The 14,825-nt window shown below is 56.4% G+C and carries 10 protein-coding genes and 4 pseudogenes; 8 read left to right on the forward strand and 6 right to left on the reverse strand.

Annotation, left to right across the window (positions count from 1 at the left end; all coding sequences use genetic code 11):
• Positions 1 to 44: 44 nt before the first annotated feature.
• Genes IF654_RS07800 through IF654_RS07810 form a run of 3 tightly spaced genes read left to right on the forward strand, consistent with a single transcriptional unit; the run spans position 45 to position 5,521 of the window.
• Positions 45 to 197 carry a hypothetical protein gene (locus IF654_RS07800; protein WP_170320287.1) on the forward strand — a complete coding sequence of 51 codons (153 nt, stop codon included), beginning with the start codon at positions 45 to 47 and terminating at the stop codon, positions 195 to 197.
• The gene (locus tag IF654_RS07805; RefSeq protein ID WP_194862612.1) at positions 194 to 4,882 is read left to right on the forward strand and encodes an RHS repeat-associated core domain-containing protein; all 4,689 of its coding nucleotides are present in this window, start codon (positions 194 to 196) and stop codon (positions 4,880 to 4,882) included. Before IF654_RS07800 ends, IF654_RS07805 begins: the two co-directional genes overlap by 4 nt.
• A gap of 3 nt (positions 4,883 to 4,885) precedes the next feature.
• Positions 4,886 to 5,521: an SMI1/KNR4 family protein gene (locus IF654_RS07810; protein ID WP_230683768.1), complete on the forward strand. Its 636-nt coding sequence runs from the start codon at positions 4,886 to 4,888 to the stop codon at positions 5,519 to 5,521.
• A 51-nt stretch (positions 5,522 to 5,572) separates the two neighbouring features.
• On the opposite strand, the pseudogene IF654_RS07815 reads toward IF654_RS07810, so the two are convergent.
• Positions 5,573 to 5,704, reverse strand: a pseudogene (locus IF654_RS07815) (IS5/IS1182 family transposase); the annotation flags it as partial.
• Between the two features lie 209 nt (positions 5,705 to 5,913).
• Between IF654_RS07815 and IF654_RS07820 the strand changes: the two are divergent.
• From IF654_RS07820 to IF654_RS07835, 4 genes and pseudogenes are all read left to right on the forward strand, one after another.
• A pseudogene (locus IF654_RS07820) lies at positions 5,914 to 6,054 on the forward strand (RHS repeat-associated core domain-containing protein); the annotation flags it as partial.
• Positions 6,055 to 6,375: 321 nt separating this feature from the next.
• Positions 6,376 to 6,729, forward strand: a complete 354-nt coding sequence (locus tag IF654_RS07825) for a hypothetical protein (RefSeq protein WP_194862611.1) — start codon at positions 6,376 to 6,378, stop codon at positions 6,727 to 6,729.
• Positions 6,730 to 6,749: 20 nt separating this feature from the next.
• A pseudogene (locus IF654_RS07830) lies at positions 6,750 to 7,934 on the forward strand (RHS repeat-associated core domain-containing protein); the annotation flags it as partial.
• Positions 7,935 to 8,155: 221 nt separating this feature from the next.
• A complete protein-coding gene (locus IF654_RS07835) occupies positions 8,156 to 8,410 on the forward strand; it encodes a hypothetical protein (RefSeq protein ID WP_047282629.1) in 255 nt (84 codons plus the stop codon).
• Between the two features lie 319 nt (positions 8,411 to 8,729).
• Here IF654_RS07835 and IF654_RS07840 read toward each other — a convergent pair.
• Positions 8,730 to 9,587 (reverse strand): annotated as a pseudogene (locus tag IF654_RS07840) (IS5 family transposase).
• A gap of 128 nt (positions 9,588 to 9,715) precedes the next feature.
• Between IF654_RS07840 and IF654_RS07845 the strand changes: the two are divergent.
• A complete protein-coding gene (locus tag IF654_RS07845) occupies positions 9,716 to 9,856 on the forward strand; it encodes a hypothetical protein (RefSeq protein ID WP_157774094.1) in 141 nt (46 codons plus the stop codon).
• Here the strand turns inward: IF654_RS07845 and map are convergent.
• The 4 genes from map to poxB all read right to left on the reverse strand — a co-directional run bounded on the left by map (position 9,838) and on the right by poxB (position 14,694).
• The gene (gene map, locus IF654_RS07850) at positions 9,838 to 10,629 is read right to left on the reverse strand and encodes a type I methionyl aminopeptidase (protein ID WP_047282628.1); all 792 of its coding nucleotides are present in this window, start codon (positions 10,627 to 10,629) and stop codon (positions 9,838 to 9,840) included. The two genes, IF654_RS07845 and map, sit on opposite strands and share 19 nt — an antisense overlap.
• Positions 10,626 to 10,886 (reverse strand): ParD-like family protein, encoded by a 261-nt coding sequence (locus IF654_RS07855; protein WP_047282627.1) that lies wholly within the window; start codon positions 10,884 to 10,886, stop codon positions 10,626 to 10,628. Before IF654_RS07855 ends, map begins: the two co-directional genes overlap by 4 nt.
• Before the next feature lie 137 nt (positions 10,887 to 11,023).
• A complete protein-coding gene (locus IF654_RS07860; protein WP_047277817.1) occupies positions 11,024 to 12,571 on the reverse strand; it encodes a TerC family protein in 1,548 nt (515 codons plus the stop codon).
• 401 nt (positions 12,572 to 12,972) lie between these two features.
• Positions 12,973 to 14,694 carry a ubiquinone-dependent pyruvate dehydrogenase gene (gene poxB, locus IF654_RS07865; protein ID WP_194862610.1) on the reverse strand — a complete coding sequence of 574 codons (1,722 nt, stop codon included), beginning with the start codon at positions 14,692 to 14,694 and terminating at the stop codon, positions 12,973 to 12,975.
• Between the last annotated feature and the right edge of the window lie 131 nt (positions 14,695 to 14,825).

Raw genomic sequence — 14,825 nt, forward strand, 5'->3', positions numbered from 1 at the left:
CTTTTTTGGCGACGCACGCCTGCAGCACTGCATGAGGAGTCAGGATGTTTTCACCGGCGGATCAGCCCCATTTCACGCTCACCCTTGCGGGTGCGGACGTTCAGGTCGTGGCTTTCAAGGGCCGCGAGGCCTTGAACCGGCCGTTTGTTTTTGATCTGGAGCTGGTCAGCCTGCTGACGGGTGAGAGGCTTTCATGACCCCTGGAAATGCCGTTGCTCACACCCGTGCGCCCCAAGTTGCCATCGTTCCGCTCAATGAAGTTCAGATCGAAGATGTCGGGCGCGACGTTTCCGCCATTGATGCCTGGCTGCAAGACATCAGCGGCGGGGCGGTTACCCTTGAACGACTGCAACACGTTGCAGGCTTGGTTCCGGTCGTTGGCAATGTCATGGCGCTTGCTGATGCCATTGGCGACATTGTGAGTCTGATTAAAAACGGTGGCAGCGACCCGCTCGACTGGGTCAGTCTGGGCATCAATCTGGTGTGTGTTGCCCCTTTTCCAGGCACCACCGCTGCGCGCGTGAGCTTGCGCTCAATCCTGTCTTTGGCCCGTAGTGAGCTTGCCCATACCGGCAAGATAGTGCTCGGCGATGCATTGATTGAAGTCATGGTTGGGCATCTGAATGCAACGATTGTGGGCCGGCTTGAGCACTTTCTGACCATTGCCCAAAGCCAGCTACCGGATTTGCTGGAGCAGGCAGGGGGGGTGGGCGAAGAGCTTGTGTTGGACCTCGCCAAAGGAATGAGGGCGCTGGTAGACGGTGACATGGACGTGAAGGGGCGTCTTGCCAGCGCGCAGCAACACATCACGTCCATCAACACCGAGCAGCTCAAGCGCAACCCGTTTCACATCTTCACGAATGTCTATGGCGCTTTGCGGGATGTTCAGGTCGCTGCGGGCACCAGCGTGGCCAACTCGGCGGCCAAACTTCTGATGCCCGCTCAGGCCAAAAAGCGGGTGTACGAGCAGACTGAGCATTTGATAGCGATGGCGCCCGAGCTGCGCGTCCAGCTCAGAAAACTTAGCGATCCAGCCCTTAAGGGATCCATCGGATCGCTTTTGGTCGTGCTCAACAAAGCTGTTCAGTTATGGCGTTCGCGCAACCCGCACGCACTGAGCAGTAGCATCAAAACGGGGACGACGAGCAAAGCCCGCTACACACAGGGAAAAGGTGAGCTGGAAGTCCGGAAAAAAGAGGTGCCTGCCCAAAATACGGCTAACCCGGTGAAAAATGGACCGTGTGTTGGCACGTGTAACAGCATCAACTTTGCTATGGGCACTGAGTCGCTCGGCCACACGGATTTCAGCTTGCCCGGCCCGTTCCCGATTGACTGGACACGCACCTACTACTCGCGCCTGAGTGCCTACGACCAAGGCGCCCTGGGCGCGCGCTGGATCACCGAATTCACCACCCGCTTTGACCTGCACGACAAGGGGCTGGTGTTCCACGATTCTGACGGCCGTGAGCATAAATACGCACTCAAACCCGTCGGCCAGGCGCACTACGACGCCATTGAAAACCTGACGCTGGTCCGCGTCACTGAAAACTCCTTACTCCTCTGCCGAGGCTTCGAACGCAGGGAAACCTACGTTCGTCACGGCGATTGCTTCCTGCTCGCGCAAATCGAACTGCGCAACGGCGCAGGCGTCATGCTGCACCACGAATACCGCCACGCTGACCAGCCGGTGTTGTCCGACCTCATCACCTACCAGGGCGACCTCGACAACGTCCATTTACATCTGGGTACGATGATGGACGAACACGGGCGCCTCACAGGCCTGTGGGAAATCCGCGACAGCGTGCCGGTGCGCCAACTGGCGGCTTATTACTACGATGCCCACGGCGACCTGATCAACGCCCAGGACGAAAACGGCGCAGCCTGGACGTACGAATACCAGCACCACCTGATCACCCGCTACACCGACCGCACGCAGCGCGGCATGAACCTGCAATGGCAAGGCACCGGCCCGGACGCGAAAGCAGTCCGTGAATGGGCCGACGACGGCAGCTTCGACACGCGGCTGGAGTGGGACGAAAACATCCGCCTGACCTACGTCACCGACGCCCACGGCCACGAGACCTGGCACTACTACGACATCCTCGGCTACACCTACCGCATCCGCCATGCTGACGGGCGCTCGGAATGGCTATTCCGTGACGACGCGAAAAACATCGTGCGCCACGTGCATCCCGACGGCAGCACCGACCGCTACGCCTACGACGATCGCAGCAACCTGCTCGAACATACCCGCGCCGACCACAGCGTCATGCACTACGCCTACGACGATCACGACCAACTGATCAAAATCAGCGACGCCGAAGGCGGCCTGTGGCTGCGTGACTACGATGACAGCGGCAACCTGATCGAAGCCGTCGACCCGTTGGGTAACACAACCGAATACGCCTACACCGCAGCGGGCTTGCCGAGCGCCATCAAAGACGCCAACGGCAACGAAAAAGCCCTCGCTTACAACGATGCCGGGCAACTTATCGAGTACACCGACTGCTCCGGCAAAACCAGCGTTTGGGAGTACAACGACCTCGGCCAGATGGTCTGCTTCACCGATGCGGCGGGCAACAAAACCGAGTACGAATACAAGTCCGGGCAACTGATCCTCATCACCCACCCGGACAACACCGAAGAACGCTTCAGCCGCGACGCCGAAGGCCGACTGCTGGCCCACACCGATGGCCTCAACCGCTGCACCACCTGGAGCTACACCGCCGCCGGTTTGATCGACGAACGTATCGACGCCGCCGAACAGACCCTGCGCTACCGCTGGGACCGCCTCGGGCAACTGCTCGCGCTGGAAAACGAAAACCGGCAACAGGCGACCTTTCATTACGACCCGGTCGGCCGCCTGCTCAAAGAGACCGGGTTTGACGGACGCAGCACCCTGTACGCGTACGACGAATCAACCGGGCGCCTGGCCAGCACCGTCGACGGCCAGCGCACCACCCAGGTCGAGTTCGACCCCACCGGCCGCCTCATCGAACGCACCGCACGCCTGGGCGGCACCACCCAAACCGAAACCTTCGCCTACGACGGCAACGGCAATTTGGTCATGGCCAGCAACGCCGACAGCCGCCTGCAATGGTTCCACGACCCGGCGGGTAACCTGCTGCGCGAACACCAGCACTACCTGAGCCTGCAAACCCCGGTGGTCGCCGTGTGGCAGCACGAATACGACGTGCTCAACCAACGCATCGCCACCACCCGCCCGGACGGCCACAGAGTGAGTTGGCTGACCTACGGCAGCGGCCACCTGCTGGGCCTGCGCCTCGACGAACACGAACTGATCGGCTACGAACGCGACGACCTGCACCGCGAAGTCGCCCGCCACCAAGGCAACCACCTGCTACAGACCCAACAATGGGACCCGGCCGGGCGCCTGCAAGAACAACTGCTGGGCCGCAGCGACGACAAAACCACCCTGCTCAAACGCACCTATCAGTACGACGCGGCCAGCCAACTGACCGACATCCACGACAGCCGCCGTGGGCCGCTGTCTTACCGCTACGACCCGGTCGGCCGACTGCTCAACGCCACCAGCCGCCTGGGCGTCGAAACCTTCGCCTTCGACCCGGCCAGCAACCTGCTGGATGAAAAAAACCAACAGGTCCAACGCCCACTGGACCACGACCCCAAACGCAACACCCTGATGGACAACCTGCTGCGCGAATACGCCGGCAGCCACTACGACCACGACGAACGTGGCAACCAGATCCGCCGCTGGCACAACGGCCAGCACAGCCGCCTGCACTGGGACCTGTTCGACCGCCTGGTGCGCTTTGAAAACAGCCAACTGAGCGTCGACTACGCCTACGACCCGCTAGGCCGTCGTTTGTACAAACACTCCAACGCCCACCACCTAAACCGAACCGAAGCCGGCTCGCAGTGGAACCGCAACGAACAGGCGCGCAAACAGCGGGAACTGGGGTGCGGCTTCACGTTATTCGGCTGGGACGGCGACACCCTCGCTTGGGAAAGCAGCCCCGCGCAGGCCGACGGCGCGAGCGGCAAAACCGTCCACTACCTCTACGAACCCGGCACCTTCGTCCCCGTGGCCCAGGCCCTGCGCCACCAACCGATGCGCCTGCTGGCCCAACCGAGTTACACCGGTGCCTACGACATCGACCAGGACCCGCTATGGACCCACACCCCGCAAGCGCTGCCGATTGACGTACTGGCCTGGTACCAGTGCGACCACCTCGGCACGCCACAAGAACTGACCGACCCCACCGGCCAAATCGCCTGGAGCGCGCAGTACAAAGCATGGGGAGAAGTGCGGGAACAGCGCTCAGAATGGGCGCAACGCGAAGGCTTGAAAAACCCGATCCGTTTTCAGGGCCAGTACCACGATCATGAAACGGGACTGCACTACAACCGCTATCGGTACTATGATCCTCAGGGCGGTCGGTTTATCAGCAAGGACCCGATCAGCTATGCGGGTGGGTTGAATCTTTATGCGTATGCGCCGAATCCAACGGGGTGGGTTGATCCGCTGGGGTTGGCTAGTTGCCCATGTAGCATTGATGTAGTTGCGAATCAGGCTGAAAAAATTGTAACCGTTAGTAAAAGCCGATTTCCTGAGTCAGCGCAACACATTGAAGATGCTATCAATACAGGAAGGCCAGAAATTCTGACCTTAGATCGCACGAATGCAACATCCCGTAGACGTAACTCTTTGCGCGGTACTGATACGAAAGCAGGTCATGATCGTGATGAGTACCCACCTGCAATGTTCCAAGAAGGTGGTCAAGGTTCCTCGGTAAGACATATAAGCCCAAGTGATAACCGTGGGGCTGGTGCTTGTATCGGTGCTCAATGCAGGAAACTGCCAAACGGAACGAAGGTACGAATAGGCGTGGTGGATTAGAAAATGACTAGTTTGGATAAACTACTAACAAATGCAAGCTTACCTTTGAGCGAGCACAAACCTGAGATTTTAGGGAGCCCACGTAGGCTAGCAGGGGCTTTGGTTAGTCAGCTTTTGGAAATGCTATATAAGCGCAATGGTTTTTATGCGTTAGAAAGTGCGCTGCACGTGTTTCCAACGCACTCGAGCAAAGATGAAATTGGTATTTGCGAGTGGAATGAAAATACTCTGTGGCGCTCCGCCTATAAGGGTTTTGCCGATGGTTGTTTGTTTTTTGCTGAAGATATATTTGGAGGGCAATTCTGTATTAAAGATAGCAAGATTTATATATTTGACCCCGAGACAGGATTGTTAGATTACCTTGCAGACGATATTGAAAGCTGGGCGAAATTAGTCATAAATGATTATGAAGTCCTCACGGGATATTCGTTAGCACACAAGTGGCAAAAGCAGTACGGCCTTCTTCCGGCTGGAAAACGTTTGTTGCCAAAAGTACCGTTTGTGATGGGGGGTGAGTTTGTGCTAGATAATTTGTACTTGGTTGATGCTGTTGAGGGAATGAAGTTTAGAGCTAATATAGCTTGCCAAATTAAAGACCTTCCAGATGGATCCCAGGTTAGGTTCAATATAAATAGTTAAATTATGACAGTGCGTCAGTAGTTTCGTAGGCTTATTTTTCCGTCGTTGTGTCTAGGCTATACACGAAAAGTAATGTCGTAAACACCGCATAGCACAGGCCAACGAAACCATCGGCGCATAATTTTTCGCGAGTTTGTCGAAGTGCGTGACGATGCGGCGGTTCTCCTTCAGCCAGCCAAACAAGTGAAATGATCGCGCAAGGGACGTTACAATGCTTTGAGTTGATCATAAAAAATCAGAAAAACTGGGATAGATGATTAGAAAAGAAAGTTTATTATCAGGCATTGAGAAAGCAATATCTGAATTTATGCGTTAGCCTTTCTAGCTGACATATACTAATCCCACAGATTCGATCGCTCGACTTTGTGAATGGGAGAGTACTATAGGCACGAACAGGGCTGCATTACAATCGGTATAGGTACTATGATCCACGGGTCGGGCGGTTTGTCAGTAAGGATCCGATCAGCTATGCGGGTGGGCTGAATCTTTATGCGTATGCGCCGAATCCGGTGGAGTGGATTGATCCGCTGGGATCTTCGCCATCAAGAATTTAATGCAAAGATCAAGGAGAAATACCCTGACGCGACGACACTAATGTGAGTGTTATCTACGTGACGCATCGGGGAAGTCAGTTAAGGATCCCGTTACAAGTGAAAGGCGTCGGGTGGACACGGTAGTTATTGAGGACGGTAAGGCCCAAACTTTTGAGGTGGCCAGCCCAACAGCTGACAAAACTAAGCAGTTGAGGAAGGAAACAAAAATTCGTGCAGAGGGTGGAGCATTTATTCGCAATAGAGAAACTCGAGAAATAGTGCCAGTCAGTGGCATTTCTGAAATAGTGAGGATACCTTGATATGACCCATGATTATTTGATTTGGGGTACTGTAGATACAATGGTTTCTGCTTACAAGATGATTGATGAGAAGGGGGATATAGTTCCTGATGTTGAGTCGCAAGTTATTGTGAGGCGGATGCTTACAGCTCTTATAAAGTTCTTTGCCGATAATGAGCTATTGAAAGTTAAGCCTTTTGACGCTGATGGCAAATTGATAGATCGCCAATATTTTAGAAGTGAATTTACGGATGAAGGTATTGCCTTAATTAAACGCAAAGAGTCTGCATGGTTGGATTCAAAAGCATCCAAAAAAAATCCACCTGACATGAAAATATTAGAAAAGGCACTGGCAGAAATCCGAACAGGAAAATAATATTTTTTTGTAGCGTGTAAGTCGCCCGCCACCAGGGCAACCACCTGCTCCAGACCCAACAATGGGACCCGGCCGGGCGCCTGCAAGAACAACTGCTGGGCCGCCGCGAAGATCAAACAACGTTACTCAAACGCACCTATCAGTACGACGCAGCCAGCCAACTGACCGACATCCACGACAGCCGCCGTGGGCCGCTGTCTTACCGCTACGACCCGGTCGGCCGACTGCTCAACGCCACCAGTCGCCTGGGCGTCGAAACCTTCGCCTTCGACCCGGCCAGCAACCTGCTGGATGAAAAAAACCAACAGGTCCAACGTCCACTGGACCACGACCCCAAACGCAACACCCTGATGGACAACCTGCTGCGCGAATACGCCGGCAGCCACTACGACTACGACGAACGCGGCAACCAGATCCGCCGCTGGCACAACGGCCAGCAAAGCCGCCTGCACTGGGACCTGTTCGACCGCCTGGTGCGCTTTGAAAACAGCCAACTGCGCGTCGACTACGCCTACGACCCGCTGGGAAGGCGTCTCTACAAACACTCCAACGCCCACCACCTAAACCGAAGCGAAGCCGGCTCGCAGTGGAACCGCAACGAACAGGCCCGCAAACAGCGCGAACTGGGGTGCGGCTTCACGTTATTCGGCTGGGACGGCGACACCCTGGCCTGGGAAAGCAGCCCCGCACAGGCCGACGGCGCGAGCGGCAAAACCGTCCACTACCTCTACGAACCCGGCACCTTCGTCCCCGTGGCCCAGGCCCTGCGCCACCAGCCGATGCGCCTGCTGGCCCAACCGAGTTACACCGGCGCCTACGACATCGACCAAGACCCGCTGTGGACCCACACCCCGCAAGCGCTACCGATTGACGTACTGGCCTGGTACCAGTGCGACCACCTCGGCACGCCACAAGAACTGACCGACCCCACCGGCCAAATCGCCTGGAGCGCGCAGTACAAAGCATGGGGAGAAGTCACTGAACAACGCTCGGACTGGGCGCGGCAGAAAGGCCTGACCAACCCGATCAGGTTTCAGGGGCAGTACCACGATCACGAAACAGGGCTGCACTACAATCGGTATAGGTACTATGATCCACGGGTCGGACGGTTTGTCAGCAAAGACCCGATCAGCTATGCGGGTGGGCTGAATCTTTATGCGTATGCGCCGAATCCAACGGGGTGGGTTGATCCGCTGGGGTTGGCGCGTTCTGGGCGTTGGGAGCGAGTCGGTAACGGCAGAGTTCGCATTGACCCGCCTCATGTTGAGAATACGAATCAGCAGGTACATGCACATTGTCAATGTAATTTAAGACGTGAAGAAGTGGTTATTAATAAGGATGGCTCTCAGAGCCACGGTTCACGGGGTGGTATTTCAGAGCTAACTCGGAAAGAGAAAGAGTACTTGCGAACTAAAGGATTTGACTTATGACTGATATTGGTGGATTTGAGATTCATGGTACGGCTGTTGGTAAAGAAACATCAATCAAATTGGATGAAATATCGATACTAGGTTGTCCTGAAACTATAAAGGCTATTGGTGAGTTTCTGGTAAAAGCAGCTGACCGAATGATCTGTGAAAACTTAGAGCATATGCATCTTCAAGATATTTTTTATAACTTTTCAAGCTCTGATCATGTAGACATCATAGCATTAAATAGTAATCTTATTTTGAAAGTATAATTTTTGAGTCGACACCTTAAAGATTTAAGGTGTCATGAAATAACCCTGCTTGCGCAGGTGATAAAGATGATTAAATATGATGGTTGCGGTAGTTTGGCTCTCGACACAATAGAGCGCCTAAAAACCACGGCGTATAACTCAAGCGCTGTCGCAAAATATGTGTATATCAAATCACTTGATTGCCGCCCTTAACAATGCAAGGATGAGAAATTAAATGACTTACCTGAACGTATTATAGGGATGAGTGCTGATGAGTAATTTGCTTATTCAAAAGACGAAATAATAGAGATGTTGAGAGGATACTTGGATAAAGAAAGCGCTAAGCCAAGTACCAGGCTCTGTACGAAAAGAGATGTCGCAGACACCGCATGGAACACGCCAATGAGACTATGGCGGCATAACTTTTCGCGAGCTTGTCGAAGCGTGTCACGATCCGACGGTTCTCTTTCAGCCACCCAAACATATGCTCGATGATGTTGCGCTGTCGGTATTTGGGCCGATCGAACAACCTGGGTAAGCCAGGCTTGGGCTTGCGTTTCATTGAGCGCAGCGGGATGACGGGCTGCATTCGATATTGATCGCAGTAGCGGCGCAGTGCTTCGGCGTCGTAGCCCTTGTCGGCCAGCAGTCATTTACAGCGTTTGCGCGGGCGACCACGTTGGCTCGAAGGAATGCTGACTTCGTCCAGGATAGGCTGGGCGTAGCTGATATCACTGGCTTGACCGCCAGACAGAAGGAAGCGCAACGTTATCCCGTTGGCGTCGCAGAGCATGTGAATTTTGGTGGTCATGCCACCGCGACTGCGACCTGGAGCGTGATCGGCAGGTGGGTCAGGCCCCCTTTTTTTCGAGCGCCAGATGAGGCTCGGGTTGCACGTACTGCGGTTGAATCGATCATCCCGGTTTGCAGATCAATCAGGCCTTTTTCATTGAGCCTGAGCTGCAAGCTTTTGAGCATTTGATCGAATGTCCCTTGGTTTCGCCCACTTCGCAACCGTTGACCACGGGCCAAATCGATCTGGCATATCTCGTCATGCAGCACCCGAGCAGAGTACCCAGAGCACGCTATCGAGCATCAGGCGATCGCTCAGGCGCGCCCGGCCTCGGCCATGGGTTTCGATGAAAAGATCGGAGACTACATCCCAGGCCTCGTCCGAGAGTTCATAACGCTTAGCCATCACCGAATTCCTTTCCGTAGATGGCGGGCACTCTACAAAATCTCAGCTCCCGAAGCGCGGCGATTGGGTTTCTCGGGATTTCGTACAGAGCCTAACCAAAGAAGTGTATAGAGCAGCACGAATACGACGTGCTCAACCAACGCATCGCCACCACCCGCCCGGATGGCCACACAGTCAGCTGGCTGAGCTACAGCAGCGTCCACCTGCACGGGCCTGACCGCTCGGCAGGCCCGCTCATTGATCACGCGTTTCAGCCGACCGGCGGGTAGTCGGCCTGGCTGTCCGGCCACGGGCTGAGGACTTCGAAGCCGTTATCGGTCACGGCCACCATGTGCTCCCATTGGGCGGACAACGAATGGTCCTTGGTCACCACGGTCCACTGATCGGCCAGGGTTTTCACGTGGCGTTTGCCTGCGTTGAGCATCGGCTCGATGGTGAAAATCATGCCCGACTTCAATTTCATGCCTTGGCCCGGGAAGCCGTAATGCAGCACCTGCGGCTCATCGTGGTACACCTTGCCGATGCCATGGCCGCAGTATTCGCGCACCACGCTGTAGCCTGCTTTCTCGGCCAGGGTTTGAATGGCATGCCCGATATCGCCCAGGGTCGCTCCGGGGCGGACGATGCGAATACCGGCGCACATGGCGTCGTAAGTGGTTTTCACCAAGCGCCGCGCTTCAGGGCTCGGCTCACCCACGAAGTACATGCGGCTGGTGTCGCCGTACCAGCCGTCCTTGACCACGGCGATGTCGATATTGACGATGTCGCCGTCTTTCAACGGGGTGGCTGACGGGATGCCATGGCACACGACGTCGTTCACCGAGGTGCAGACTGTTTTCGGGAAGCCGTGATAACCCACGTTGCCGGGGATGGCCTTCTGCACATTGACGATGTAGTCGTGGCAGAGCTTGTCCAGTTGGTCTGTGGTCACGCCGGGTTTAACGTGTTCCGCGATCATGGCCAGGACTTCGGCGGCCAGCATGCCGGCCAATTTGGACTGAGCGATTTGCGCCGGGCTGTTGATGACGACGTGGTTTCTCATTGATCGGCCTGCGATACGGTTTCGAGGGGGGAAGCGTTGAGTGCGAGTTCGCTCAGGGTCTTGAGGTCCAGACCGCCCGCCAGTTCGGCGCGAATCAGCAACCGGCAGATGTGGTTGTGGTCCAGGTCAGGGTGCAACTCGCTCAGCATGCCGATGCGCATCCAGTGTTCGGCTTGCGCGTTGATGGAGCGGCTCAGCGCGTTGCTCGCGAGCCGCAGGTTTTCGTGCATGGGGTCTGAAATTTTTACGATGCCCATTGATACGCTCAATATGAAATGCATATGAAACGTATATTAAGCGATTGTTCTGGCGAAGCGAAAGGCCGGATGTCGCCTTTGCACTCGGTGGTTGGCCCTTGCCGCTGGTGTAAAACGGGGCAAGGGCGCGCAGGTGTTTACGTTTTGGAGAGGTGCACGCGGGTTACGCGCCGTTCTTCAACGTCGGTGACGATCAGGTGCCAGCCCTCCCATTGAATCCGGTCGCCTTTGATCGGCAAACGGTCCAGCAGGCTCATGACCATCCCCGCCACCGTGTGATAGTCGTCCGTGCCGTGGGCCGGGAACCCGGTGCGCTCACGTACCTGACTCAGGTTCAACGCGCCGCTGACGGCGAACCCGTCGTCCAGTACGTCGATGTCAGGCCCGTCAATTTCGCTGGCATCGGGTAACTCACCCGCAATGGACTCCAAAATGTCGGTCATGGTCAAAATGCCGAGGAAGTCCCCGAATTCATTGATCACAAACGCAATGTGGGTCGATTCCTTGCGCATCTGCTCCAGGGCGTTAAGGATCGTGAAGCTGTCCAGCAAGTTGATGGTTTTACGTGCCATGGCCTCCAGATTCGGCTGATTGCCCGCAAGCAACTCCTTGAGCAGTTCTTTCTTGTGAATGAACCCCAGCGGCTCATCAATTCGCCCTTCACGAATGAGCGGCAAACGGGAGTAAGACGAGTGCATCAGGGTCGTGCGAATGGTTTCGGGCGTATCCGCCAGATCGATGTGATCGATTTGGGCGCGGGGCGTCATCACGGTGCGTATAGGGCGTTCAGCCAACTGCAGCACGCCGCTGATCATGATGCGTTCGCGACGGTGAAACACCTCTTTGGTCTCGCCGCCTTCAAGCAGATCGGCAATTTCCTCGTCCACTTCATCCGCTTCCAGCTTGCGTCCGCTCAACAGCCGCATGACCGCATGCGCCGTCCGCTCTCGCATCGGGCGAAGGCCTTGCACACTTTTTTTGCGACGGGCCCGTGCGATCTGATTGAACAATTCGATGAGGATCGAGAAGCCAATCGCGGCATACAAATACCCTTTGGGGATATGGAAGCCCAGGCCTTCGGCCGTGAGGCTGAAGCCGATCATCATCAGGAAGCCCAGGCACAGCATGATGACCGTCGGGTGACTATTGACGAAGCGGGTCAACGGTTTGCTGGCCAGCATCATCAGGCCGATGGAGAACACCACGGCAATCATCATGACCGACAAGTGCTCCACCATGCCCACCGCTGTGATCACTGCGTCCAGTGAAAACACCGCATCCAGCACGACGATCTGCGCCACGATTGGCCAGAACAGTGCGTAGGTCGTGTTCGAGGTGCGTTCAGAAACATGGCCTTCCAGCCGTTCATGCAACTCCATCGTTGCCTTGAACAACAGGAACAGGCCACCGAACAACATGATCAGGTCACGGCCCGAGAACACTTTGCCGAACACTTCGAACAGCGGCTCGGTGAGCGTCACCATCCACGAGATACTGGCCAACAGGCCCAGTCGCATGATCAGCGCCAGCGACAAGCCGATGACGCGTGCCCGGTCGCGCTGCTCCGGCGGCAGTTTGTCCGCCAGAATCGCGATAAACACCAGGTTATCGATGCCCAGCACCAGCTCCAACACGATCAGCGTCAACAGGCCCAGCCAGGCCGTCGGATCTGCAATCCATTCCATAGGGATCAGTAAACCTCTTGTTCAAGACAGGAAACGACAGGCCGGGCGACCACAGACGCGCTGACGCACGAACGCAGCGTGGGTGTCAGGGGCAGGGCAGGGACTGAAACAATGAGCGAGCACCGAGCGGAGGCGATGCCGGGAGATGAGGTGAAGCGGTGCACGTGAAGGTGAGTTGCGAGCGCCAAGAAGCGACTGGGAGGCTCCAGAAGGGTGTTCATATAAACCTTGCGTCAATGAGGGAGGGCAAGACTACAGCGATCCAGGCTTTTTCGGTCAGCCGGAGTTATTACAAAATTTGACGGGATAGCCTTGCGGGTGGGGCGAGAAACCGGCGCGGGCTGCGGGCGAACAAAACCCTCGAGGCGCCGGCCCCAAGGGTTTTGACAGGGCGGCGAACCTCAGCGCAACAGGTTGACCTTGGCCAGGTCGATCAACTCCCGCGCACGGCCGTCCATCACCGTTTTGAGCATGAACAGGCTAAAACCTTTGGCCTGCTCAAAAGTTTTGGTCGGCGGCATGACCAGTTCCTGACGGGCGCTGACCACATCCACCAACACCGGCCCAGGGTGGCTGAAGGCTTCGCGCAGCGCGGCTTCCAGTTGCGAAGGGTGTTCCACACGGATGCCCTTGACACCCATGGCCTCGGCCATTGCGGCGAAGTTTGGGTTTTTCAGGTCGCAGCCCACGTCGGGATACCCGGCCGCTTTCATTTCCATCTCGACAAAGCCCAGTGTGCCGTTATTCAGCACGATGACTTTGATAGGCAAACCCACCTGATTGAGCGTCAGAAAGTCGCCCATCATCATGGTGAAACCACCGTCGCCCGACATTGACACCACTTGCCGGTGCGGGAACGCCGCCTGTGCGCCAATCGCTTGCAACATGGCGTTGGCCATGGAGCCGTGGTTGAACGAGCCGACCAGACGCCGCTTGCCGTTCATTTTCAAATAGCGCGCTGCCCAAGCGGTGGGCGTGCCGACGTCGCAGGTGAAAATCGCGTCGTCATCCGCCAGCTCGCTGACCAGTCGATTGAGGTATTGCGGGTGAATGATGTCGCTGTTCGGTCCGCTTTCGGCCAGTGCATCGAGGTCTTCACGGGATTTTTTGTAATCCTTGAGTGCCGCCTCCAAGTGCTCGCTGTCGGCGTTTTGTCTGATGCTGGGCAACACCGCCTGCAAGGTCAGCTTGACGTCACCGAGCAATCCCAGCTGCAACGGGCAACGGTTGCCCAGTGCTTCAGGGCGCACGTCGATTTGCGCAATATTGCCGTGCTCCGGGTAGAACTGGCGGTATGGAAAGTTGGTGCCCAGCATCAGCAAGGTGTCGCAGTTCATCATCGCTTTGTAACCGGATGCAAAGCCGATCAAGCCCGTCATACCGACGTCATACGGGTTGTCGTATTCGACGTGTTCCTTGCCGCGCAATGCATGCACGATCGGGGCTTTGAGGCGTTCGGCCAAGGCCAGGATCTCGGTATGTGCCCCGGCGCACCCTGCGCCGCACAGTAATGTCACGTTGCGCCCGTCGTTAAGGAAGGAGGCCAACTGATCGATTTCGGTGTCGGCGGGGCGAATCAGTGGCATGGCGGGCTTGAGCCAGTGGGGCACCTTGGCTTGCGTGGTTTGCAGGGCGACATCCCCCGGGATCACCACCACCGCCACGCCGCGCTTGGCGATGGCCATGCGCATGGCGCGTTCCAGAATCTGCGGCAACTGCTCGGGGTGCGACACCAGCTCCACGTAATGGCTGCACTCTTTGAACAGGCTTTCGGGGTGGGTGGCCTGGAAGTAATCAATGCCGATTTCGCTGCTGGGGATATGCGCGGCCAGCGCCAGCACCGGTACGCCGCTGCGGTGGGCGTCGAACAGGCCGTTGATCAAATGCAGGTTGCCGGGGCCGCAACTGCCGGCGCACACCGCCAGCTCAGCGGTCAAATGCGCCTCGGCACCGGCGGCAAAGGCAGCGGCCTCTTCGTTGCGCATGTGAATCCACTCAATCTGTTCCTGACGGCGCAGCGAGTCAGTAAAGCCATTCAACGAGTCACCTACCACGCCAAACACGCGTTTGACGCCTGCCTCTTGCAGCGTTTCGGTAATGAAATCAGCAACCGTTCGGGACATGGGAGAGGCTCCTTGAAGTAAGAAAACAGACAGCCTGAGACAGGCGATTAACCCATTCCCAAGCAGGATAGACACTGGATCCGACCTTGCGCCTGGCGCAGTCGTTCGATGAAAAGATGTTCATCAACGCA

This window comes from Pseudomonas lundensis, assembly GCF_015377145.2.
In the GTDB taxonomy this organism is placed as follows: domain Bacteria; phylum Pseudomonadota; class Gammaproteobacteria; order Pseudomonadales; family Pseudomonadaceae; genus Aquipseudomonas; species Aquipseudomonas lundensis.

What these genes read in the sequence shown, in the direction of transcription:
- IF654_RS07800 (WP_170320287.1), top strand. Translation starts at nt 45, where the DNA reads ATGTTTTCACCGGCGGATCAGCCCCATTTCACGCTCACCCTTGCGGGT.
- IF654_RS07805 (WP_194862612.1), top strand. Translation starts at nt 194, where the DNA reads ATGACCCCTGGAAATGCCGTTGCTCACACCCGTGCGCCCCAAGTTGCC.
- IF654_RS07810 (WP_230683768.1), top strand. Translation starts at nt 4,886, where the DNA reads ATGACTAGTTTGGATAAACTACTAACAAATGCAAGCTTACCTTTGAGC.
- IF654_RS07825 (WP_194862611.1), top strand. Translation starts at nt 6,376, where the DNA reads ATGACCCATGATTATTTGATTTGGGGTACTGTAGATACAATGGTTTCT.
- IF654_RS07835 (WP_047282629.1), top strand. Translation starts at nt 8,156, where the DNA reads ATGACTGATATTGGTGGATTTGAGATTCATGGTACGGCTGTTGGTAAA.
- map (WP_047282628.1), bottom strand. Translation starts at nt 10,629, where the DNA reads ATGAGAAACCACGTCGTCATCAACAGCCCGGCGCAAATCGCTCAGTCC.
- IF654_RS07855 (WP_047282627.1), bottom strand. Translation starts at nt 10,886, where the DNA reads ATGGGCATCGTAAAAATTTCAGACCCCATGCACGAAAACCTGCGGCTC.
- IF654_RS07860 (WP_047277817.1), bottom strand. Translation starts at nt 12,571, where the DNA reads ATGGAATGGATTGCAGATCCGACGGCCTGGCTGGGCCTGTTGACGCTG.
- poxB (WP_194862610.1), bottom strand. Translation starts at nt 14,694, where the DNA reads ATGTCCCGAACGGTTGCTGATTTCATTACCGAAACGCTGCAAGAGGCA.